General features: G+C 37.3%; 15 protein-coding genes. 12 read left to right on the top strand and 3 right to left on the bottom strand.

What is annotated here, in order from left to right:
• The first annotated feature begins 817 nt into the window (after positions 1-817).
• Positions 818-1,291 carry a tRNA (uridine(34)/cytosine(34)/5-carboxymethylaminomethyluridine(34)-2'-O)-methyltransferase TrmL gene (gene trmL / locus PQ479_RS06380; protein ID WP_047988511.1) on the top strand — a complete coding sequence of 158 codons (474 nt, stop codon included), beginning with the start codon at positions 818-820 and terminating at the stop codon, positions 1,289-1,291.
• Positions 1,292-1,675: 384 nt separating this feature from the next.
• The gene (locus PQ479_RS06375) at positions 1,676-2,230 is read left to right on the top strand and encodes a DUF5366 family protein (RefSeq protein ID WP_047988512.1); all 555 of its coding nucleotides are present in this window, start codon (positions 1,676-1,678) and stop codon (positions 2,228-2,230) included.
• Positions 2,231-2,295: 65 nt separating this feature from the next.
• Here the strand turns inward: PQ479_RS06375 and PQ479_RS06370 are convergent, their stop codons facing one another.
• Positions 2,296-4,167 (bottom strand): transglycosylase domain-containing protein, encoded by a 1,872-nt coding sequence (locus PQ479_RS06370; RefSeq protein WP_047988513.1) that lies wholly within the window; start codon positions 4,165-4,167, stop codon positions 2,296-2,298.
• A gap of 210 nt (positions 4,168-4,377) precedes the next feature.
• Between PQ479_RS06370 and PQ479_RS06365 the strand changes: the two genes are divergently transcribed.
• From PQ479_RS06365 to PQ479_RS06350, 4 genes are all read left to right on the top strand, one after another.
• Positions 4,378-6,273 carry a PrkA family serine protein kinase gene (locus PQ479_RS06365; protein ID WP_047988514.1) on the top strand — a complete coding sequence of 632 codons (1,896 nt, stop codon included), beginning with the start codon at positions 4,378-4,380 and terminating at the stop codon, positions 6,271-6,273.
• Between the two features lie 198 nt (positions 6,274-6,471).
• Positions 6,472-7,005 carry a signal peptidase I gene (gene lepB, locus PQ479_RS06360; RefSeq protein ID WP_047988515.1) on the top strand — a complete coding sequence of 178 codons (534 nt, stop codon included), beginning with the start codon at positions 6,472-6,474 and terminating at the stop codon, positions 7,003-7,005.
• A 489-nt stretch (positions 7,006-7,494) separates the two neighbouring features.
• Complete coding sequence (yhbH, locus tag PQ479_RS06355; protein WP_420535538.1) at positions 7,495-8,637, top strand: sporulation protein YhbH; 1,143 nt, start codon at positions 7,495-7,497, stop codon at positions 8,635-8,637.
• A gap of 224 nt (positions 8,638-8,861) precedes the next feature.
• On the top strand, positions 8,862-10,337 hold the full coding sequence (locus tag PQ479_RS06350) for a methyl-accepting chemotaxis protein (protein WP_047988517.1): 1,476 nt from the start codon (positions 8,862-8,864) through the stop codon (positions 10,335-10,337).
• 142 nt (positions 10,338-10,479) lie between these two features.
• Here PQ479_RS06350 and PQ479_RS06345 read toward each other — a convergent pair whose 3' ends face one another.
• Positions 10,480-11,295 carry a lytic polysaccharide monooxygenase gene (locus PQ479_RS06345; protein WP_047988518.1) on the bottom strand — a complete coding sequence of 272 codons (816 nt, stop codon included), beginning with the start codon at positions 11,293-11,295 and terminating at the stop codon, positions 10,480-10,482.
• 303 nt (positions 11,296-11,598) lie between these two features.
• Between PQ479_RS06345 and PQ479_RS06340 the strand changes: the two genes are divergently transcribed.
• The 3 genes from PQ479_RS06340 to PQ479_RS06330 all read left to right on the top strand — a co-directional run bounded on the left by PQ479_RS06340 (position 11,599) and on the right by PQ479_RS06330 (position 13,917).
• Positions 11,599-11,724 carry a hypothetical protein gene (locus PQ479_RS06340; protein ID WP_273716829.1) on the top strand — a complete coding sequence of 42 codons (126 nt, stop codon included), beginning with the start codon at positions 11,599-11,601 and terminating at the stop codon, positions 11,722-11,724.
• A gap of 77 nt (positions 11,725-11,801) precedes the next feature.
• The gene (locus PQ479_RS06335) at positions 11,802-12,668 is read left to right on the top strand and encodes a ComEC/Rec2 family competence protein (protein ID WP_273716828.1); all 867 of its coding nucleotides are present in this window, start codon (positions 11,802-11,804) and stop codon (positions 12,666-12,668) included.
• 406 nt (positions 12,669-13,074) lie between these two features.
• Complete coding sequence (locus tag PQ479_RS06330; protein WP_047988519.1) at positions 13,075-13,917, top strand: AraC family transcriptional regulator; 843 nt, start codon at positions 13,075-13,077, stop codon at positions 13,915-13,917.
• A gap of 313 nt (positions 13,918-14,230) precedes the next feature.
• On the opposite strand, the gene PQ479_RS06325 is transcribed toward PQ479_RS06330, so the two are convergent.
• Positions 14,231-15,418 (bottom strand): DUF418 domain-containing protein, encoded by a 1,188-nt coding sequence (locus PQ479_RS06325; RefSeq protein WP_047988520.1) that lies wholly within the window; start codon positions 15,416-15,418, stop codon positions 14,231-14,233.
• A 1,084-nt stretch (positions 15,419-16,502) separates the two neighbouring features.
• Between PQ479_RS06325 and nfsA the strand changes: the two genes are divergently transcribed.
• The 3 genes from nfsA to PQ479_RS06310 all read left to right on the top strand — a co-directional run bounded on the left by nfsA (position 16,503) and on the right by PQ479_RS06310 (position 19,252).
• Positions 16,503-17,261 (top strand): oxygen-insensitive NADPH nitroreductase, encoded by a 759-nt coding sequence (gene nfsA / locus PQ479_RS06320; RefSeq protein WP_047988521.1) that lies wholly within the window; start codon positions 16,503-16,505, stop codon positions 17,259-17,261.
• A gap of 147 nt (positions 17,262-17,408) precedes the next feature.
• Positions 17,409-18,596, top strand: a complete 1,188-nt coding sequence (locus tag PQ479_RS06315) for a pyridoxal phosphate-dependent aminotransferase (protein WP_047988522.1) — start codon at positions 17,409-17,411, stop codon at positions 18,594-18,596.
• Between the two features lie 26 nt (positions 18,597-18,622).
• A complete protein-coding gene (locus PQ479_RS06310; protein ID WP_047988523.1) occupies positions 18,623-19,252 on the top strand; it encodes a fumarylacetoacetate hydrolase family protein in 630 nt (209 codons plus the stop codon).
• Positions 19,253-19,298 lie beyond the last annotated feature (46 nt).

The following is a 19,298-nucleotide window of genomic DNA, read 5'->3' as shown; positions in this document are numbered from 1 at the left end:
GAGAGGGTTAATGTGAAGATACGGAGGCCAAACCTCGGAGTATCTGCACAAAGAGAGGGTTAATGTGAAGATACGGATGCCAAACCTCGGAGTATCTGCACAAAGAGAGGGTTAATGTGAAGATACGGAGGCCAAACCTCGGAGTATCTGCACAAAGAGAGGGTTAATGTGAAGATACGGAGGCCAAACCTCGGAGTATCTGTACAAAGAGAGGGTTAATGTGAAGATACGTATGCCAAACCTCGGAGTATCTGTACAAAGAGAGGGTTAATGTGAAGATACGGAGGCCAAACCTCGGAGTATCTGCACAAAGAGGAGGTTAATGTGAAGATACGGACGCAAAACCTTGGAGTACCTGTACAAAGTGGTCATTCATGTGTAGTGACGACTTCTTAACCTGTGGGTACGTTTACAACTAGTCCTCTCCAAAACATGTAAGTAGGGTTTCACTCTTTAACTGGTGGAACTTCATTCAATTAATATTTGCTTTTTATTAGTTGGCTTTTCATTCAGTCAGTCATTCATTTGTTTTGTAAGAGAAGTTCTCTAACCAAGAAGCTTGCACCAACCCAAGCGGAGGGAATGGGGTGGCCGACTCCTGCAGGAATAGCCTGAGCCTTGAGACCCCGCAAGCGAAGCGCGGAGGCTCAAGCAAGGCCTGCGGAAAGCGTGCCCCCTACTCCCGAAGCGATCATCGAAGATGAGCATATCATCTTTCGTACACTTTCATATAAAAGAAATCGCCCATTGTTTTTCGCAACGATTAATAGGTATAATAAGGTTGTTTACTGAATGGAAAGAATAGGAGTGCTTAAGCTTGGGATTACATGTTGTCTTATATCAACCAGAAATACCAGCCAATACGGGTAATATTGCTCGTACATGTGTTGGAACGAATACATCTTTACACCTAATTAGACCATTAGGCTTTTCAACAGAGGATAAAATGCTAAAAAGAGCAGGTTGCGATTATTGGCCAGATGTTAAAATTCATTATTATGATTCCATTGAGGAATTATTTCAAAAATTCCCCGAAGGTGAATTTTATTTTATAGAAACATTTGGTACAAAAAATTATAGTGAATTTGACTATACCGATGAAAACAAGGACCATTTTTTTATTTTTGGAAAAGAAACAACCGGGATTCCACGAGAAATTACTGAGCAATATCCTGAACGTTGTTTTCGTATTCCACAAACAGATAAAATTAGGTCACTAAATCTCTCCAATACGGCTGCCATTATTATCTATGAGGCTGTACGTCAACAAGGATTTAAAGGGTTAACCTAATTGAAAAATGAGGACAAAAAAAGAAAACTCGTCTTGTCATATAGACTAGACGAGCTTCTCTTTACTTCATTACTTTTTGTGTGGGTTGTCTTCATATCCAGCAGTAAAGATTGAAATTAAAAATACAAGACAGACACCAAGAATCAAAAGTGTGTTCATCATAATGATAGGCCTCCCTTTATGTACATCATTCCATTGGGTGTTCAAAAAGTAAGTTTTTTACTCTTACACGTTTGCACATTGGAAAGTTAACTATGAACTATTATAAAGGATCATAACGAAAAAGAAAACGAAACGATTTCATTTTTCACAAAATCATTAATATTATTTTGTTCAAGTCGATAAAAATGTATGTAAAAAGTTTTAAATGTGGAGGAATTAGTAGTGTCCAATCGTTATATCACAAGTCATTTCCCACTCATCTCCATTGTGTTGTTTAGCTTGGCCTTTGCCTTATTTGTACAAGGATTTCTAATTGAACAATTGATGAGTTTTGGGCTATATGAAGGAATGAGAGAATTTTTTTCGGAAAATGGAATTAAATTAACGTTATTATTCTTATTATTATTACTTTTTTTTATGGTATTCTCGGCACTTAAACTAATTGCAGATACAACGCTTCAGCTATCCCTTTTATTTTTTAGTAATGATGAGGAAGGGAAAGACTTAATAAAAGTCCGAACTGGCTCATGGGTGTTTTTTATAAGTGGCATGTTATCATTGTTTTTGGTCACGGAATGGCGCTGGTTATTGCTTTTATTTTTAGTCGCATGCCTCATTTATTTTGTGTATTTTATATATCAGGTGAGCGATTCAATGAGTTTTTTTGGAATGTTTGGAATGGTATTTTTCCATGTTATATTTTGGACAGGCTTTTTGCTTCTAACCTTATATGCAGCCGTCAAATTATATAACAGCTTTATTGCTAGCCTACCTTAGTAACAGTCGGTATCAATGAGAATACAACAGTAAAAGACCAACCTATTGGGTTGGTCTTTTTGGTTTTAATCAGCTTGCATGATTTCTTTCCAAATCAACAGTTGTGGTTGTCGGTCATTGACTGCAGCTAGGCTAGCCTTTTTGTCATAACCTATCCAAACTCCAGCCGTATAGTTTTCCGTTAATCCGACAAACCAGAGATCGTGATATTCATTGGTAGTACCCGATTTGCCTCCAATATATTCACTAGGGAAGTAAGCCCTTCGTCCGGTGCCATTTGCGATAGCCGCATATAGCAATTCATGCACCTTACCCACGGTTTCTTCATTCCAAACTTTCACAGGCGACTCATTCCATTCGTACAGCAATTTCCCATCAAGAGAGGTCACTTTTTGAATAGCTCTAGCTGGCTGATAAAAGCCATCATGGAAGCTTGAATACGCTCTCGTTATTTCTAAGGGTGAAAAACCATACTGGAACCCACCTATAGCTGCAGGTAAGCGGTAATCCTCCTCTGTCACTTTTTCAAATTGAAAGGAATCTAAGTATGAAAAAGCAGTCTGTATACCTGTTTGATCGAGGAGTCGGACAGCAGGCGTATTATAAGATTGCTGCAATGCTCTCGTCAAGCTTACATACCCATACTCAGAATTTCCATAGTTATTAGGGCAATAAGCTTGACTACCTTGCCCATAACAAACATTATTCGCGTTGACAGTTGACGACAATGGAGCTTGCGTTTCTTCTAAATAAGGAGCAAAAACAAGTAAAGGCTTAATAGTTGAACCCGGCTGTCGATAGCTTTGATAGCCTCTATGGAAGTCAAATTTTTTAAAACCACGACCACCTGAAATGGCGACTAACTCATTCGTATGATGATTAATTAATGAAGCGGCACCTTGAATATCGGTATGCTGAAGGTGGTTCTCAAAGGATTGAATCATTTGGTTTTGTTTACTTTGGTCCAAAGCTGTGTGTATGTAAACGCCGTTATCTACAACGGCTTGCACACGTTCCTTTAATGATTGTTGTATATGCAAAAGTTCCTCTTCAGATGTTGCTAGGTGTATTTTTTGAGTGTATCCTTCTTTCTCCGCAATTAATTGCTCGAGTTCATGATGAACAAAGGTCGTGTAATCAGGAAAATAATCCGTTTTTCCACTAACCTCTAAGGTGATTTCCTCACTCTTGGCGGCGTCCAGTTGTTCCTGATTAATAGCCCCATGTTCAAACATTTTATCGATCACCCATTCTTTACGTAAATGCGTACGTTCAATATGTTCTAATGGGTTGTAATAAGAAGGGTTATTAGGAACCGCTGTTAATAAGGCAACTTCAGCAATAGAAAGGTCGTTACTTTCTTTATTGAAGTAATATTGACTAGCGGCTTCAATCCCATATACTCGGTTATGAAAAAAGACGGTATTCAAATAAAGTTCTAGAATTTCTTCTTTGGAAAACTGGTTTTCTATCTCTGTTGCATAAAGGATTTCAGAAAATTTCCGTTCATAGCTTACATCATGAGTTAAGTAGAGGTTACGTACAAGCTGTTGAGTTATCGTGCTTGCCCCTTCTTCAATGCGATTGCGCTTCATATTAATGGAGAGAGCTCGAACGATTCCAGGAAGGTCATAGCCCTGGTGCTCGAAGAAACGATGGTCTTCCGTCGAAATAAAAGCATCAATAAAATGCGGTGGGATATCCTCATATTGGATGTATTTGCGATTTTCATCCTTAAATATTTCAGAAATAACCGTCTCATCCTCAGCTAAAATATAACTATTTCTTTTAAGCGAATAATCGTTCAAGTCCACTCTTTCTTGAATAAAGGAATCAATGGAAGTGGTTTGAGCGAGTTCAATGGAGGTTTCTTTTAATAAAAAGACAAAACCAATAAACATTAGTATGGTCATGAACCAGCCTGTACCTACTTTCATGACACACCCTCTTTTCTATTTCTTTTTTACTATTGTAGCATTGTCATTGAGGTTGGTATGTAGTTCTTTTTCTGAAAAATGCAACGGATAGTAAAAATATCCAATTAAAATGGATAAGCTGCATTTGCAATTCAGATGCATGTTCATGTTAGCAGTTGCATAAGTTTTATTAATCTCGCACTTGACCACGAGGATGGAGGTACGCGAATTATGGATATATTACGAAAAGTTGAGAAATATCGTGAAGAAGAAGAACGTTTAAAGTGGGAAGGTACCTTTGCTGAGTATTTACAACTGTTGAAGGAAAAGCCTTGGATAGCCCAGACTGCACATTCACGTGTCTACCATATGATTAAAGATGCTGGTGTAGAAGAAGAAGATGGCAAAAAGGAATATTCCTTTTTTAAAGACCAAATTTATGGGCTGGAGGATTCAATTGAAAGACTTGTAGAAGAGTATTTCCATTCGGCGGCAAAACGGTTAGACGTTAGAAAAAGAATCTTATTATTAATGGGTCCCGTTAGTGGAGGGAAATCAACCCTTGTTACAATGTTAAAGAGGGGATTAGAGAAATATTCTAGAACGGATGGAGGAGCAGTGTATGCCATAAAAGGTTGTCCAATGCATGAAGACCCTCTACATCTTATCCCCCAGCATCTCAGGAAAGAATTTCAGGATGAATATGATATTAAGATTGAAGGCAATCTATCGCCATTAAATATGATGAGGTTAGAAGAAGAGTACGGCGGAAGAATTGAAGATGTGGTTGTAGAAAGAATCTTTTTTTCTGAAGATAAACGGACTGGAATTGGAACCTTTAGTCCATCTGACCCGAAGTCGCAAGATATTGCTGATTTGACAGGAAGTATCGATTTCTCTACGATAGCCGAATTTGGTTCTGAATCTGATCCGCGAGCTTATCGATTTGATGGGGAATTAAATAAAGCTAATCGTGGTATGATGGAATTCCAAGAAATGTTAAAGTGTGATGAAAAATTCCTTTGGCACTTATTATCGCTAACGCAAGAAGGAAATTTTAAAGCGGGTAGATTTGCATTAATTAGCGCAGATGAACTGATTGTGGCACATACGAATGAATCGGAATATAAATCATTTATTTCAAATAAAAAAAATGAAGCCTTGCATTCGCGAATTATTGTCATGAAAATTCCTTATAATTTACGGGTCACTGAAGAAGAACGTATTTATAAGAAAATGATTGAGGATAGTGATTTATCACATGTTCATATTGCTCCACATGCCTTAAAAGTAGCAGCCATTTTTACGATCCTGACCCGATTAAAGGAGCCTAAAAAACAAGGGGTCGATCTCGTAAAGAAAATGCGGCTATATGACGGTGAAAATGTAGAAGGGTTTAATGCTCAAGATTTGCAAGAATTAAAAGAGGAATACCCTGATGAAGGGATGAGTGGCATTGATCCACGTTACGTGATTAATCGAATTTCTTCAGCGATCATTCGTAAGCAACTAACATCGATTAATGCGTTAGATGTTTTGCGCTCAATTAAAGAAGGGTTAGATCAGCATGCCTCCATTTCAAAAGATGATCGGGAGCGCTACCGCGACTTTATTGCAACGGCAAGAAAAGAATACGATGCTTTAGCAAAAAGTGAAGTACAGAAAGCTTTTGTTTACTCTTATGATGAGTCAGCCGTTACGCTTATGGATAATTACTTAGATAATGTTGAAGCATATTGTAACAAAAATAAACTTCGAGACCCATTAACAGGTGATGAAATGACACCAGATGAAAAATTAATGCGTTCGATCGAAGAGCAAATTGGAATTTCAGAAAATGCAAAAAAAGCTTTTCGAGAAGAGATTCTCATTCGTATCTCAGCTTATGCGAGAAAAGGGAAGAAGTTTGATTATAACTCCCATGAAAGATTACGGGAAGCAATTCAGAAAAAATTGTTTGCAGATTTAAAAGATATTGTTAAGATAACGACTTCTACCAAAACGCCTGATGAATCACAATTGAAAAAAATCAATGAAGTGATTGCTCGCTTGATTGATGAGCATGGCTACAATTCGGTTTCAGCCAATGAATTACTTCGATATGTCGGCAGCTTATTAAATCGTTAAGAAAAAAGGCACTTTCATCATGAGGATGGGAGTGCCTTTCGTACGTGCTAATGATTGATTCAGACATCATAAGGAATTTCGATGCCAATCGCTTATGATAAATTTCCACTAATTTTTTTATTCACTAGACTTTTACTTGTTGCTATCGAAAGTAAATGTTAAATTATAGAAGAAGACGAACCATAAAGGGTGAAGTACATGTTTTCGGAAGAGAATCATTGGGTTGAAGGTTGTAAGGCATTTATCCTAGCTATTTTACTAGCTGTTATTATTAAAACATTTTTATTTGCAAGCTATGAAGTTCGTGGTGAATCAATGCTTCCAACCGCACAAGATGGTGAGCGTTTTATTGTTAATAAAATTGGTTATGAATTTTTAACACCTCAGCGCTTTGATATGATTGTATTTCATGCGAATGAAGAGGAAGATTATATTAAAAGGGTCATTGCCCTACCTGGGGAATCTTTAATGTATATCGATGACGTATTATTTATAAATGGGGAGTCTGTAGAAGAGCCATTTTTAGATGAAAGAAAAGAAGATTTCCGAGGGATTTATACACAAGATTATTACTTTGATGGCGTCATACCAGAAAATCATGTTTTTGTGTTAGGTGATAACCGACCAAACAGTACAGATAGTAGACGGTTAGGTCCAATTCCAATAGATGAAATTGTAGGCAAGGTCGATTTACGCTTTTGGCCGATATCGGAGTTAGGGATTATGAAATAAGCAGTATATACGAATCACAAGAAACAAAGCGAGCAGCTAAAAAGATGCTCGCTTTGTTTAGCGTTGCATCAGAGTGGAATTTGGGAGTTTTGATGGGAGTGATGTCTTGTTTAGGTCATCTATCGAAAAATGGAGGACCACCTAACTTCAAGGCATAACTATCGCATCCAAGCAACTCCCACACAAAAACAATCCCAAATTATTCAGAGAAAATCAAAGCTTAACTCTTGAACTTTGGCTTGTCCATCAATCATTTATCAGAATTTATTGGCAACTAAAGATTTAAATTGCATAGGATAGAGTAAGCCTTTAAATAGGTGTGAAATCACTTATTGCGTACGTGTTTCGTCATAGTGTATGCAAATGACTAATGATTGGTGTTTGTATGTTGATTATTTTCAGTTGTATGGAAAAGGAACGGTTTATATAGGTGTAGTTAATATCATAGGAGGGAAGCGTGTGAAAAAAGAAAACAACCATAACTTTGTCATGTCACAGGAGAACTGGACCCTCCATCGTAAAGGTCACCAAGATCAAAGAAGGCATCAAGAAAAGGTTCAAGAGGCGATCAAAAAAAACTTGCCTGATTTAGTTAGTGAAGAAAATATTGTCATGTCAAATGGGCGCGATGTAATTAGAATTCCTATTCGCTCATTAGACGAATATAAGATTCGTTATAATTATGATAAAAACAAACATGTCGGTCAAGGTAACGGAAAAAGTAAGGTAGGGGATGTTGTTGCTAGAGATCCAAGTGGACAGCAACAAAAGGGGCCAGGGAAAGGTCAAGGAGCAGGAGAGGACGCTGGAGAAGATTATTATGAAGCTGAAGTATCGATAATGGAGCTTCAGGAAATGCTTTTTAAAGAATTAGAACTGCCTAACCTGCAAAAGAAAGAGGATGCTAATATTATTATTGAAGATATTGCTTTCCATGATATTCGCAAAAAAGGACTGATGGGGAATATTGATAAGAGAAGGACGATTTTATCTGCTATAAAAAGAAATGCACTAGAGGGAAGACCTGGTATTGTTCCTATTAGTAATGACGACCTTCGGTTTAAGACATGGACCGAAGTGACTCGCCCAGAATCTAAAGCGGTTGTTTTAGCAATGATGGATACGAGTGGCTCGATGGGAAGATGGGAAAAGTATATGGCACGTAGTTTCTTTTTTTGGATGACACGTTTTTTAAGAACGAAATATGAAACCGTAGATATTGAATTTATCGCTCACCATACAGAAGCAAAGGTCGTATCGGAAGAAGATTTCTTTTCTAAAGGGGAGAGTGGAGGAACCATTTGCTCGTCTGCTTACAGAAAAGCTTTAGAAATCATCGACCACAAGTATGACCCTGTTCGCTATAATATATATCCATTTCATTTTTCTGATGGTGATAATTTAACTTCTGATAATGCAAGATGTTTAAAGTTTGTGAATGAATTAATGGATGTTTCAAGTATGTTTGGCTATGGGGAAGTCAATCAATATTCAAGACACAGCACATTAATGAGTTCTTATAAAACGATTGATGATAAGCGTTTTCGTCATCATATTCTGAAAGAGAAAGGTGACGTTTACCACGCAATGAAAACCTTTTTTAAAAAGGAAGATGAAGAAACGTTTGCTTAAAATATGGTTTTACTTATTCATTTATCTAGATACTATCGACAGGTATGATGTACTCGTCGATAGTATCTTTTTTAATTAAGTCATTGTGATTATCTTTAAGGGCAAGTTCTAACATATAGTTCTAGTGTGACCTAAGGGTTAGTTAATTAGAATTAAAAAAAGTATACATATTACCCCTTTTTTAGTACAATATTCCTATAAAATGATTGAAGGGGAATGGAAATATGAGCATCGAAGAGTTACAACTACAAACCTTAAGAAAAAAGAATTTAATCACTTTGTATATGTTTTTAATTGCGATCTTATTGGGAGTAGCTGTTGAGGTTGTGTTAGCGAAGCCTCTCATACTTATCTTAACTATCGCTATTGGTGGAGGGATAATTTGTGGGTTTATTGCCTTTTGCCATTATAGCCATAAATTGACGAAGCAACTTCCTTACGTGGTCATCATAGGGCTTTCGTTAGTGTTAGGAAGTATTATTTTAATTAGTCCATCTGAGAATAATTTATCACTTATTTACTTTTTACTAGTTAGCTCAGCTTTATATATGAATTTAATCTTATATTTTATAGGGACAGGCCTTGGAGTAGCTCTATTATTTTTTGCATTCAATCTCAATGGTGACATTTATTCTGCTGATATCCTCACGTATTTATTAATATTTTCACTTGCTGTTATTGTGTTATTTTTCCAACAGAGGATTATGGGCAAGTTAGAGTGGGATTTAGCACATATGGAACAAGAATCTCAAGTAAAACTTGAGAAGCAAAGAAAGCAGAACGATATAATAGAGGAAAGCTCTATGGTTATAGCTGGAAATATGATAAAGGTTACATCCCAAACAGAGATCGAACAATTAGCGTTAGAGGAATTAAATGTCGCCGTGCAAGCAATAGCAGAAGGAACACAATCTCAAAGTGACTCCATACAAGACTTTATGGAGTCTATCCAAAGAACAAGTGGACAAACGGCGTCGATGAAAAATCAGGTTACTCATATCGATTATTTTACAGATGAGATGACGAGCAAAATAGATGAAGGGCAAGTTCAGTCACAAGAATTAAATAAACAGATGGATGAGTTTCAAGAATTTATTACTCAAATGGAAAAAGAGTTTAATCAATTAAGCGATAAGATTGAACAATCATTAAACTCCATTGAGGCCATTCAGGGAATTACAGCCCAAACTAATCTACTTGCTTTAAATGCATCAATCGAGGCAGCACGAGCCGGAGAAGCTGGGCGGGGGTTTTCAGTAGTAGCGGAGGAAATTAGGAAGTTAGCTGATTCTTCTGATCAGACCGCGGAGGAAATTTCTACAACCTTAAATCAACTGTATGATAATAATCAAATGACACAAAAGCAAATGAAAGCTGTTTCAGACAAAATGGTCGTTACTAGTCAAGGAACCGAGCGGAATCATGAGATCTTTGATTCGATTCAATCATCTATCTATCAGCTCCAAAAAGATGTGCAGGCGTTTAGCCAAGTTTCAAGTGTAATTGATAAAGATACAGAAAAGATGAGTATAGCTATGAATGAATTTGCAACCATTATTGCAGAATCTTCTGCATCATTGGAAGAGATAACCGCTACGGTTCAAGAGCAAACAGTCAATAAAGCGAAGTTAGCCGATTTAGTTCAAATGACTAATCAAGCGACACACAAGCTTAAGGGCCTTCTAAATGAAAGGGATTAATTGAAGTTGATATCAAGGATGGGACTTGCTAGTGCAGTTTGTAGTTTGGTAACAGTCAAAGATAACAAAAAACGGTGACAGTCCTAAGTGGATGTCACCGTTTTTCTATTTTTTCTATGTTTGTTTTATTAAATCGTATGGATTAAAGTTGTCTCCAAACATAAGAAGCAGTCTCTGGATTTTCACCCATTGTCCACCATCTTGCTTCATACACTTTGCCATTATAAATAACTTGACTACCACCTACGTAAGCTGTATTCGGATCCCAAGTAGGGAGGTTAGGTAGCTCTGGATCTGGCTCATTTGGATCTGGATCAGGATCTGGTTGTCCTGGGTCTGGACCTGGATTCGTACCACCGCCGAAGTTTACATCAATGACATTATAGAAAGCGTTTACAGTATCAGCAACATCCCATACACCTAAAATAACGTGATAACCTGTACGTTGTGGAATGGTTACGTCATGACTGACTTTTTGACCAGGTCTAGCTCCACCATCATACACTTCATAAAAAGGAACAAGCTCAAATTGATCACGAGTAAGCGGAGCATTTGGATTCCAATTTGGCTTTGTAATATAGTAATGCCACTTAGCTGTTGCATGCATAGCTGTTAGATGCCAATTCATTGTATTACGACCTGAATTTAAATTAACTTTTGCCCAACGATTGGAGGATTGTTCATCTAACTTAGGGAAGACCCCACCTGCTGATGCAATTTGACCATCAGGGATACTAGGACCTGGGAAGCCTTTAGGTGCTTCTAAACTTTGCGGTTCCCAAACGACACCACCACAATCTTGATTAGCCCCTTCTTTACATAGTAGTCCACGTGACTGTGGATTCTCAAGGTAACCGTGGGCTGAAGCAGACTCAACACCAACAAAAGAGAATAATGCAAAGGCTGCTATTGCTGTTCCCACCATTTTAGTGCTTTTCTTCCTAAGGACTTTTAACATAAAAAACCTCCTTAAAATTTTGTTGATAGATTATAACAATCTATCGTTATAATCATTGTATAAATAATTTAGAAAATTTTAAATAGTAAATACTAAGTATTTTTGTTTCTCTATGTGGTCGTTTTAGAAATAAAAATCATGCTTTGTAACTAGACTTATCATAGTCCTGATCTATTCTTTCGTAGAAAGCGAAGAAATTTTATCGAAGAAGGAGAAGTATTTTTTATATTAGATGAATGAGTTTAATTTTATTAAAAGAGGGTATTTTCTTATTGAAGTATGGAGCTACCTTAGGAGGTAAGAATGAAGAAGGATCAGAAGCTTGAGCTTTTATTAAAGTATTTTGAGAAAAAATATCAGAAGTCTTTGAGAAAAGTGGAGCGTGAAATGATAAAAGCATATATGTCAAAGGAAAATATTCTTAAATAAGAAGAATCATGCTTGACAGTCGGATGAGGAACAATCATACTTATTTTTCGTATCGACTGTGAAGAGGAGAGGATTTATTGTATAAGAATGTTTGGTTAGCCATGGTAATGGCTCTTTTTTTGGGTGGTTGTTCCTTAGAAGAATTAGAGAGAATCGTGACAACGACAACAAAACAAATCCAATCACCTATCGTAGAAGGAGAAGCGATGATTGCTTTTCTTGACGTAGGTCAAGGTGATAGTACATTAATACAAAGTGAGCAAGTAACGATATTAATTGATACGGGAAGACATGACTCTGAATTAATTTTTAGTCGATTAGAAGAATTTAATGTAGATTCGATAGACCTTCTAGTATTAACCCACCCGCATGCAGATCATATTGGGAATGCAGATCGAGTTATTGAACAATATGAACCGAATGAAGTTTGGATAGATGGTAATGAGGCTACAAGCAGAACATTTGAACGGTTAATTGATGTTTTACTTGAAAGTGAAGTGACTGTTAACGAACCACGTGCTGGCGAAAGCTATGAAGTAGGAGATATACTTATTGATGTATTAAGTCCGTTTGAATTAACGGGTAATCTTAATGATGATTCAATTAGTATGAGGATTACGTATGGTGATGTGCGGTTATTGACGACAGGTGATGCCGAGCGAAGAAGTGAGATGAAAATGCTTGAGAGTGGTTCGGACTTAGCTGCAGATATTTATAAGGTTGGCCATCACGGTTCATCTACTTCTAATACCAAAGAATTTGTTCAGGCGATTTCACCAGAAGTGGCTATTTATTCAGCGGGTAAAGATAATCAGTATGGACATCCGCACAGAGAGGTTATCGCTCTCACGGAACAATTAGGGATCGACATGTATGGAACAAGTGAACATGGTACAGTCATTATTGCAACGGATGGCGAAACTTTTGAATTAAGTTACAAATAAGTGAAAACCAAACGATCTGACCAACTAGACAAGGTCAGGTCTTTATTTGTATATCGAACCATTTCATTATTTTCTACATGTATATGAATAAATTAATCTTATTAAAGGAGGTTTTTGGTCTCTAAAACAAGAACATAAGTATATGAATCAACCTATGATATTTTAGGTGAATTCCTAAGACAAATTCCTTAAAGAAGAGAGCGATTTTTTCAAATTTTTATATTAATTAGTTATTTATTATATATAAATGTAAATGAAAGCGCTTTATAATAGGGGTGTATAAGTAATTGATTGTATTTTAGTTCGTTAGTCTTAGAGGAGTAAAATGCAAAGCAAGATGAAAGGTCAATACTTTTAATGAAGTTCAGTTATGAAAAAGTGAAATAGCTAAGGAGGACTGCGTATTATGATGGAAACGAAAAAGCGATATTCTTTTTCAACATCTGAATCATTTCTACCTCTATTCGTTGAAAGTATTGGATTTAACCCAAATGAAAGTGAAATGAATAGACCGAATGGATATCCCTATTACCACTGGATTCAAACCGTTGAAGGGGAAGGTAGAATTAGCTTTAACAATGAGGAAATCACATTATCGAAAGGGAGAGGGGTATTGCTTTTTCCGCATACTCCACATAAGTATTACCCAAAAAGTAATCACTGGTCAACGATAAGTATGACGTTTGGGGGAAGTGCGGCTGAATCTATATTAAGAGCACTACAAATAAATCGTACCGCTGCTTATATGGAAACGGATCAAGGGTCTTTTCAGAGTGTCATTTTTAAGATGATTGAGGCTGTTGAAAAAGAAGAAACCTTTTTACAGCTTGATTATTCCAAAGATTTATACCATTTCTTAATCATGATTAAGAAATTTGGACAAATGAATAATCAACCATCTTTATCCCAATCTTATGAGAAAATTAAACCTGTAGTTACTTGGTTGGAGAAAAGAATTGGTGAAGATGTGCGTTTACCAGATATGGCGAGGTATGCGAATATGAGCTCCCAATATTTAAATTTATTATTTAGAGAATCTTTTGGGATGAGCCCTTATTCATATTTAATACAACTTCGTATTCGAGAATCCAAAAGACTATTAATAAGTGAAAATGGATATTCTCTAAAAGATATAACAAAAAAGGTAGGCTTTAAAGATGTCAGCCATTTTGTAGCAACTTTTAGAAGGAAAGAAGGAATTACACCGAAGAAATATAGGAATCTTCACAGAGTCTCGGTCACAGTCTAACAACCTTCACATAACGTTCATGGATAGTTATCATAGAGAGGATGTCCAACAATAATATGAATAAGCGGGAGTGATGATCATCACTCCCGCTTTTTTTGATTTGAATTATACATGGATAACTTACTAAGCAACTCACCACCAACAAAGATGAAAGTGTGGTTTCGCTCTTTACCGGTGGCGACGAGTAACGCTCTATGTTCGCACTAACTTTCATACAAAACGCTCATGGCGAAGCTTATGTCGCTCCGCCACGAACAAATATAGAAGTAGGTTTTTGCTCTTTGACTGCTGGAATTTCGTTCAATTGTATTGATTACTTCTTGAATTTAGGCATAATCATATAGGTGACTGCTCTGAAAAACCATTCAACAGGTCCAATTACAAATCGGCTCAACCACCACTTGCTTACGAGTACTTGTAGTACAAAGAACACAATCGCGATACATGTCCCTACAAAAAATCCAAGCTGGCCAAATAAGCCAATACCGTATCCATAAAATAAGGTGGTAAAAACAATGGACTGAAGTAAATAATTCGTTAGTGACAATCTCCCAACATACGTAAGCGGGTGAAGTAATTTTGCACCTTTCTCAGTCCTTGATAAAAGGATAACCGAAGTGACGTAAAATATAGCAGTAAATGGTCCACCAATAGCTAGCATTAAGCCTTCTGAAAAGTAAGTAGGCGAAATCGCATAAGGCAGTTTAGTACCAAAGCCTACAAAAAGAGTAACCCACCAAATTTTCTTAAATAAAGAAAGATTGCCCTCTATATCATCCAGCCACTTTTTCCTAGCGAAATAAGCACCAAGTAAAAACATCCCCATCACCGCAATGACAGTCGATATTTCCATAAGAATATCGCCAAATATACCTAGTCCGGTGATGTCAGATGTCATCCGGAACTCAAGAACTTCTAAGTAAGTACCATTTTCTAATACTTCCTTCTCTGCTAAAGAGTATTGATACATCGTGTCTTCTTGCTGTTGAAGCTCACTTACATCTCCTGACCCTGGTGGAGGTATAAATAAAAGCATGACACCTAAGAAGATAATCGCTGAGATTAACAGCCCTTTTGCTTTAAAAAATAAGAAAAAGAAAAGTATAAAAGAGGCGATTGCATAGGTGACTAAGATGTCGCCTTCCCAAATATAGGTTCTATGTAATATACCTAAAATGAATAAAAAGAAAGCTCTTCGCCAAAATATCCCGGTAAAGCTTGCTTCTTTTAATGTCGATCTATCTTGAAGAATAACCATACCGTATCCAAATAAGAAAGCAAAAAGTGTGTAAAAACTTGTGCGAATAAATAAATAGAGGATGCTTTCTGTTAGTTGATCAATTGTACCAAGCGGGTAATATTGATGTACATCTGGAAGTAATAATAGCCCGTATTGAAAGTTCATAATGTTGACTAATAAGATTCCGAGGATGGCGAGACCGCGCATCATATCTAGAGGCTGCAAGCGTCCTTGGTTAAGGGGTGCTAAGGTTGGCTTCATAATTAGCTTTCGTCCTTTCGTAATTCAATATGTGTCTTTTTTATCGTACTGAAGTTCTGGTGAATTCTCAATAGTTTTGTATGAAAGTTTACTTAAGGGTGATAGTGTGTAGATACAGATGCCACACTATGGAGCATCAGCACAAAGAGGCGGTTAATGTGAAAAAAGGCCGAACGTGACAGTTACTCAAGGGGATGAAGTCACAAGGACCTCTTGAGCTTAATGATTAGTCGTAACCTGTAAAACACTGGAAGTGAAATTGACGAAAATCAGTGCATCACTCATTGAACGTTCATATAGAACCCACATCGTGGAGCCAGAACCGATCCACCACCAACAAAGATGAAAGTCATCTATCGCCACCTTAAGGCTCATAAGGAATCGTGAAGATACTAAGGCCAAACCATGGAGTATCTACTCAAAGAGGTGGTTAATGTGAAGATACTAAGGCAAACCCATGGAGTATCTGTACAAAGAGCGGGTTAATATGAAGATACTAAGGCAAACCCATGGAGTATCTGTACAAAGAGCGGGTTAATGTGAAGATACTAAGGCAAACCCATGGAGTATCTGCACAAAGAGCGGGTTAATGTGAAGATACTGAGGCCAAACCATGGAGTATCTGCACAAAGAGCGGGTTAATGTGAAGATACTGAGGCCAAACCATGGAGTATCTGCACAAAGAGAGGGTTAATGTGAAGATACTAAGGCCACACTATGGAGCATCAGCACAAAGAGGAGGTTAATGTGAAGATACTGAGGCAAAACCTTGGGGTATCTGCACAAAGTGGTCAATCATATGTAGTGACGACTTCTTAACCTGTGGGTACGTTTACAACTCGATCACCATCAGGAGTCGGCCTGAACAAACAGGGAGCACTGTCCTATTAAGGTCATTTATCTCGAGATGGATGACGAGCTAACTTCACGGCACAAACTATCGCCCCTAATTAACTTTCATATAAAATGAAAAGCCGCTGAGTAAAGCTAATACTTTTATGTTTTGTAGTTCAACAACACCGAATCTTTTGTATTTTTTTATATTTTAGTCTAGAATATGTAGTGATATGAGGGAGGTTTTTTGATGTCAAATGAAGTTATTAAGCTTATTCAAAGTCATCGTTCAATTCGTGCTTTTACAGATCAAGAGATAAGGGAAGAACAGATTACTGATATTGTTGAAGCTGGTAGAAGGGCACCTACTTCTCACAATGTTCAAGCATACAGCATTGTAGTTATTCAGGACCCAAAAAAGAAGGATGAACTGGCTCGTCTGTCTGGAAATCAATCATATATCTCAAAGTGCCCGGTCTTTTTTGTATTAATTGCAGACTTTTATCGTTTGAAAAAAGCGAGTGAAATCCACGAACAGCCTTTTGAAGTTGGTGAAGTGGAGCAGTTGCTTGTAGGCAGTGTAGATTGTGCGTTAGTTGCAGAAAATATGTTGGTTGCGAGCCGCTCACTTGGACTTGGTGGTGTGATGATCGGTGGTATCCGAAATAATCCAGAAGAAGTAGCAAAGCTTTTGAATTTGCCAGAGTATACATTTCCAATTATGGGACTTTGTATTGGTTATCCAGATCAAAATCCAGACCAAAAACCAAGATTGCCTAAAGGTGCTATTGTATTTAATGAGAATTATGATACGGATCAAGTGGAGGCAGGTTTGAAGGAGTATGATGCGGTTACTGAGGAATATTATCGTCAGCGTACAAATGGCTTAAAAACAGATTCTTGGTCCAAACAAATGGCTACTTTTTCATCCAATCCGAAGCGTTCTCATGTTGGTGATTATGTGAAAGGGCAGGGCTTCTTAACGGCTTATCATAAAAAGAACTCTTAATAGTTTGAAAATCTCTTGCAAGTTGATAGGGAAACTAAGTATGATAGATGCAATCAAAAAAGATTATGAGGAGAAGTCTGTCCTATGAGGTGATGATGACCTTTTGGGGCAGTCTCTTTTTTACAAAGAAATAGGGGAGTGGAAGATGTGGTTGAGTTTTCTAAATCAAATGCGTTAGACAGGTTGCCGAAACAATTTTTTGCGAAGCTAGTTAAGAAAGTCGCAGAAGTCAAAAAAGAGCATGATGATGTAATTAACCTAGGTCAAGGTAATCCAGATACGCCAACACCAAGGGGAATTATCGAACAGTTGCAACAAGCTTCAGAAAACCCTCTGTATCATAAATATTCACCATTTGATGGCTTTCCTTTTTTAAAAGAAGCTGTAGCTGAATACTACAAAAAAGAATATGGGGTGGAGATTGATCCTCAGACAGAGGTAGCCGTTTTAAATGGGACGAAAACAGGATTGGTTGAAGTTAGTCAATGTTTACTGAATGAAGGAGACGTTGTCCTACTACCTGATCCAGGTTACCCTGATTACTTGTCAGGAATTGCTTTAGCCGGAGCTACGATAGAGACGATGGAATTAGTTGAACAGCTCGGCTTCCATCCTGATTTTGATCTAATAGATAAAGATGTTTTAGAAAAGGCTAAACTTATGTTTTTGAATTATCCTAATAATCCAACGGGGGCTATTGCATCGGTTGAATTGTTTGAAAAAACGATTGAAGTGGCTACTGAGCATCAAATTTGTGTCGTTCACGATTTTGCTTATGGTGCCATTGGTTATGACGGTCATAAACCATTAAGCTTCTTACAAATACCAGGAGCCAAAGATATTGGTATTGAAATGATGACTTTGTCAAAGACCTATAATATGGCAGGATGGCGTGTAGGTTTTGCTGTTGGCAACCCTAGTGTGATTGAATCAATTGAGCTTCTTCAAGATCATTATTATTGTAGCTTATTTGGCGGGATTCAAGAGGCTGCTGCCTATGCATTAACTTCGAACCAAGATTCTGTCCGAGAGTTAGTTCATTTATATGAAGGGCGTAGAAATAAGCTTGTTCAAAAAGCGGAGGAGATGGGCTGGCATGTAACAGCGCCTAAAGGCTCTTTTTTTGCATGGTTTAAAGTTCCAAGTGGTTTTACGTCTGAACAATTTGCCGATTTACTACTTGAAAAAGCACGAGTAGTAGTGGCGCCCGGTGTTGGTTTTGGTGAAGCGGGTGAAGGTTATATACGTATTGGCTTATTGGCAGATGAAAGTGTGTTAGAGGAAGCCATGCAGCGAATCGCAAGCTTAGAAGTTTTTGCTTTAAAGAATCATTAATTTGACGTGAGAAGGAGAGATAAAAGGTGGCAAATATTTATTGTATTGGTCGGAATTATGTAAATCATGCCAAAGAATTAGGCAATGAAGTGCCGAAGCAGCCGCTTTTGTTTTCAAAGCCAACCCATGCTCTTGCACGAGCAGATGGCTCTACGTATACGTATGACTATAACAAGGAAGATATTCATTATGAGCTGGAGATTGTTTTGCATATTGGTAAAGCTGTAAGGCCGGGAGATAAGGTCGATGATGTCGTTGACAAAATAGGACTAGGTGTTGATTTAACTTTAAGAAATTTACAATCAAAATTAAAAGAAAAAGGGCACCCATGGCTAAGAGCTAAAGGTTTTCCGAACTCAGCCATTCTCACAAACTTATGGGAATTTAAAGGTGTAGAAGATTGTCGAAATAGGCTTTTTTCTCTTTATCAAAACGGAAATCAAGTTCAGTGTGGTTCAATTCGTGACATGTTATTTGATTTTCAAGCGATTATTGACGAATGTTCAACGTGTTTTGGACTTGGAAAAGGTGATCTTATATATACAGGTACACCAGAAGGGGTTGGATCAGTTGAGCATGGAGACCATTTTGTTTTAAAATGGGATGAAGAAGTTGTTGGCTCATTTCAAACACAAAGGTCGCAATCGTATCAATGAAGTTCATATAGGGTAACGACATATTTTATTTATTTGAAAGAGCCAA

This window comes from Alkalihalobacillus pseudalcaliphilus, assembly GCF_028610675.1.
GTDB lineage: Bacteria > Bacillota > Bacilli > Bacillales > Bacillaceae_D > Alkalihalobacillus > Alkalihalobacillus pseudalcaliphilus.
The sequence above is the reverse complement of the archived record's forward strand: the minus strand, read 5'-3'. Positions and strand labels throughout refer to the sequence as shown.

Bases quoted from the DNA above. Each gene is read 5' to 3' on its own strand.
- lepB (WP_047988515.1), top strand. From the start codon at position 6,472: ATGTTTTCGGAAGAGAATCATTGGGTTGAAGGTTGTAAGGCATTTATC.
- PQ479_RS06350 (WP_047988517.1), top strand. From the start codon at position 8,862: ATGAGCATCGAAGAGTTACAACTACAAACCTTAAGAAAAAAGAATTTA.
- PQ479_RS06325 (WP_047988520.1), bottom strand. From the start codon at position 15,418: ATGAAGCCAACCTTAGCACCCCTTAACCAAGGACGCTTGCAGCCTCTA.
- PQ479_RS06340 (WP_273716829.1), top strand. From the start codon at position 11,599: ATGAAGAAGGATCAGAAGCTTGAGCTTTTATTAAAGTATTTTGAGAAA.
- PQ479_RS06370 (WP_047988513.1), bottom strand. From the start codon at position 4,167: ATGAAAGTAGGTACAGGCTGGTTCATGACCATACTAATGTTTATTGGT.
- yhbH (WP_420535538.1), top strand. From the start codon at position 7,495: ATGTCACAGGAGAACTGGACCCTCCATCGTAAAGGTCACCAAGATCAA.
- PQ479_RS06330 (WP_047988519.1), top strand. From the start codon at position 13,075: ATGATGGAAACGAAAAAGCGATATTCTTTTTCAACATCTGAATCATTT.
- PQ479_RS06365 (WP_047988514.1), top strand. From the start codon at position 4,378: ATGGATATATTACGAAAAGTTGAGAAATATCGTGAAGAAGAAGAACGT.
- PQ479_RS06345 (WP_047988518.1), bottom strand. From the start codon at position 11,295: ATGTTAAAAGTCCTTAGGAAGAAAAGCACTAAAATGGTGGGAACAGCA.
- nfsA (WP_047988521.1), top strand. From the start codon at position 16,503: ATGTCAAATGAAGTTATTAAGCTTATTCAAAGTCATCGTTCAATTCGT.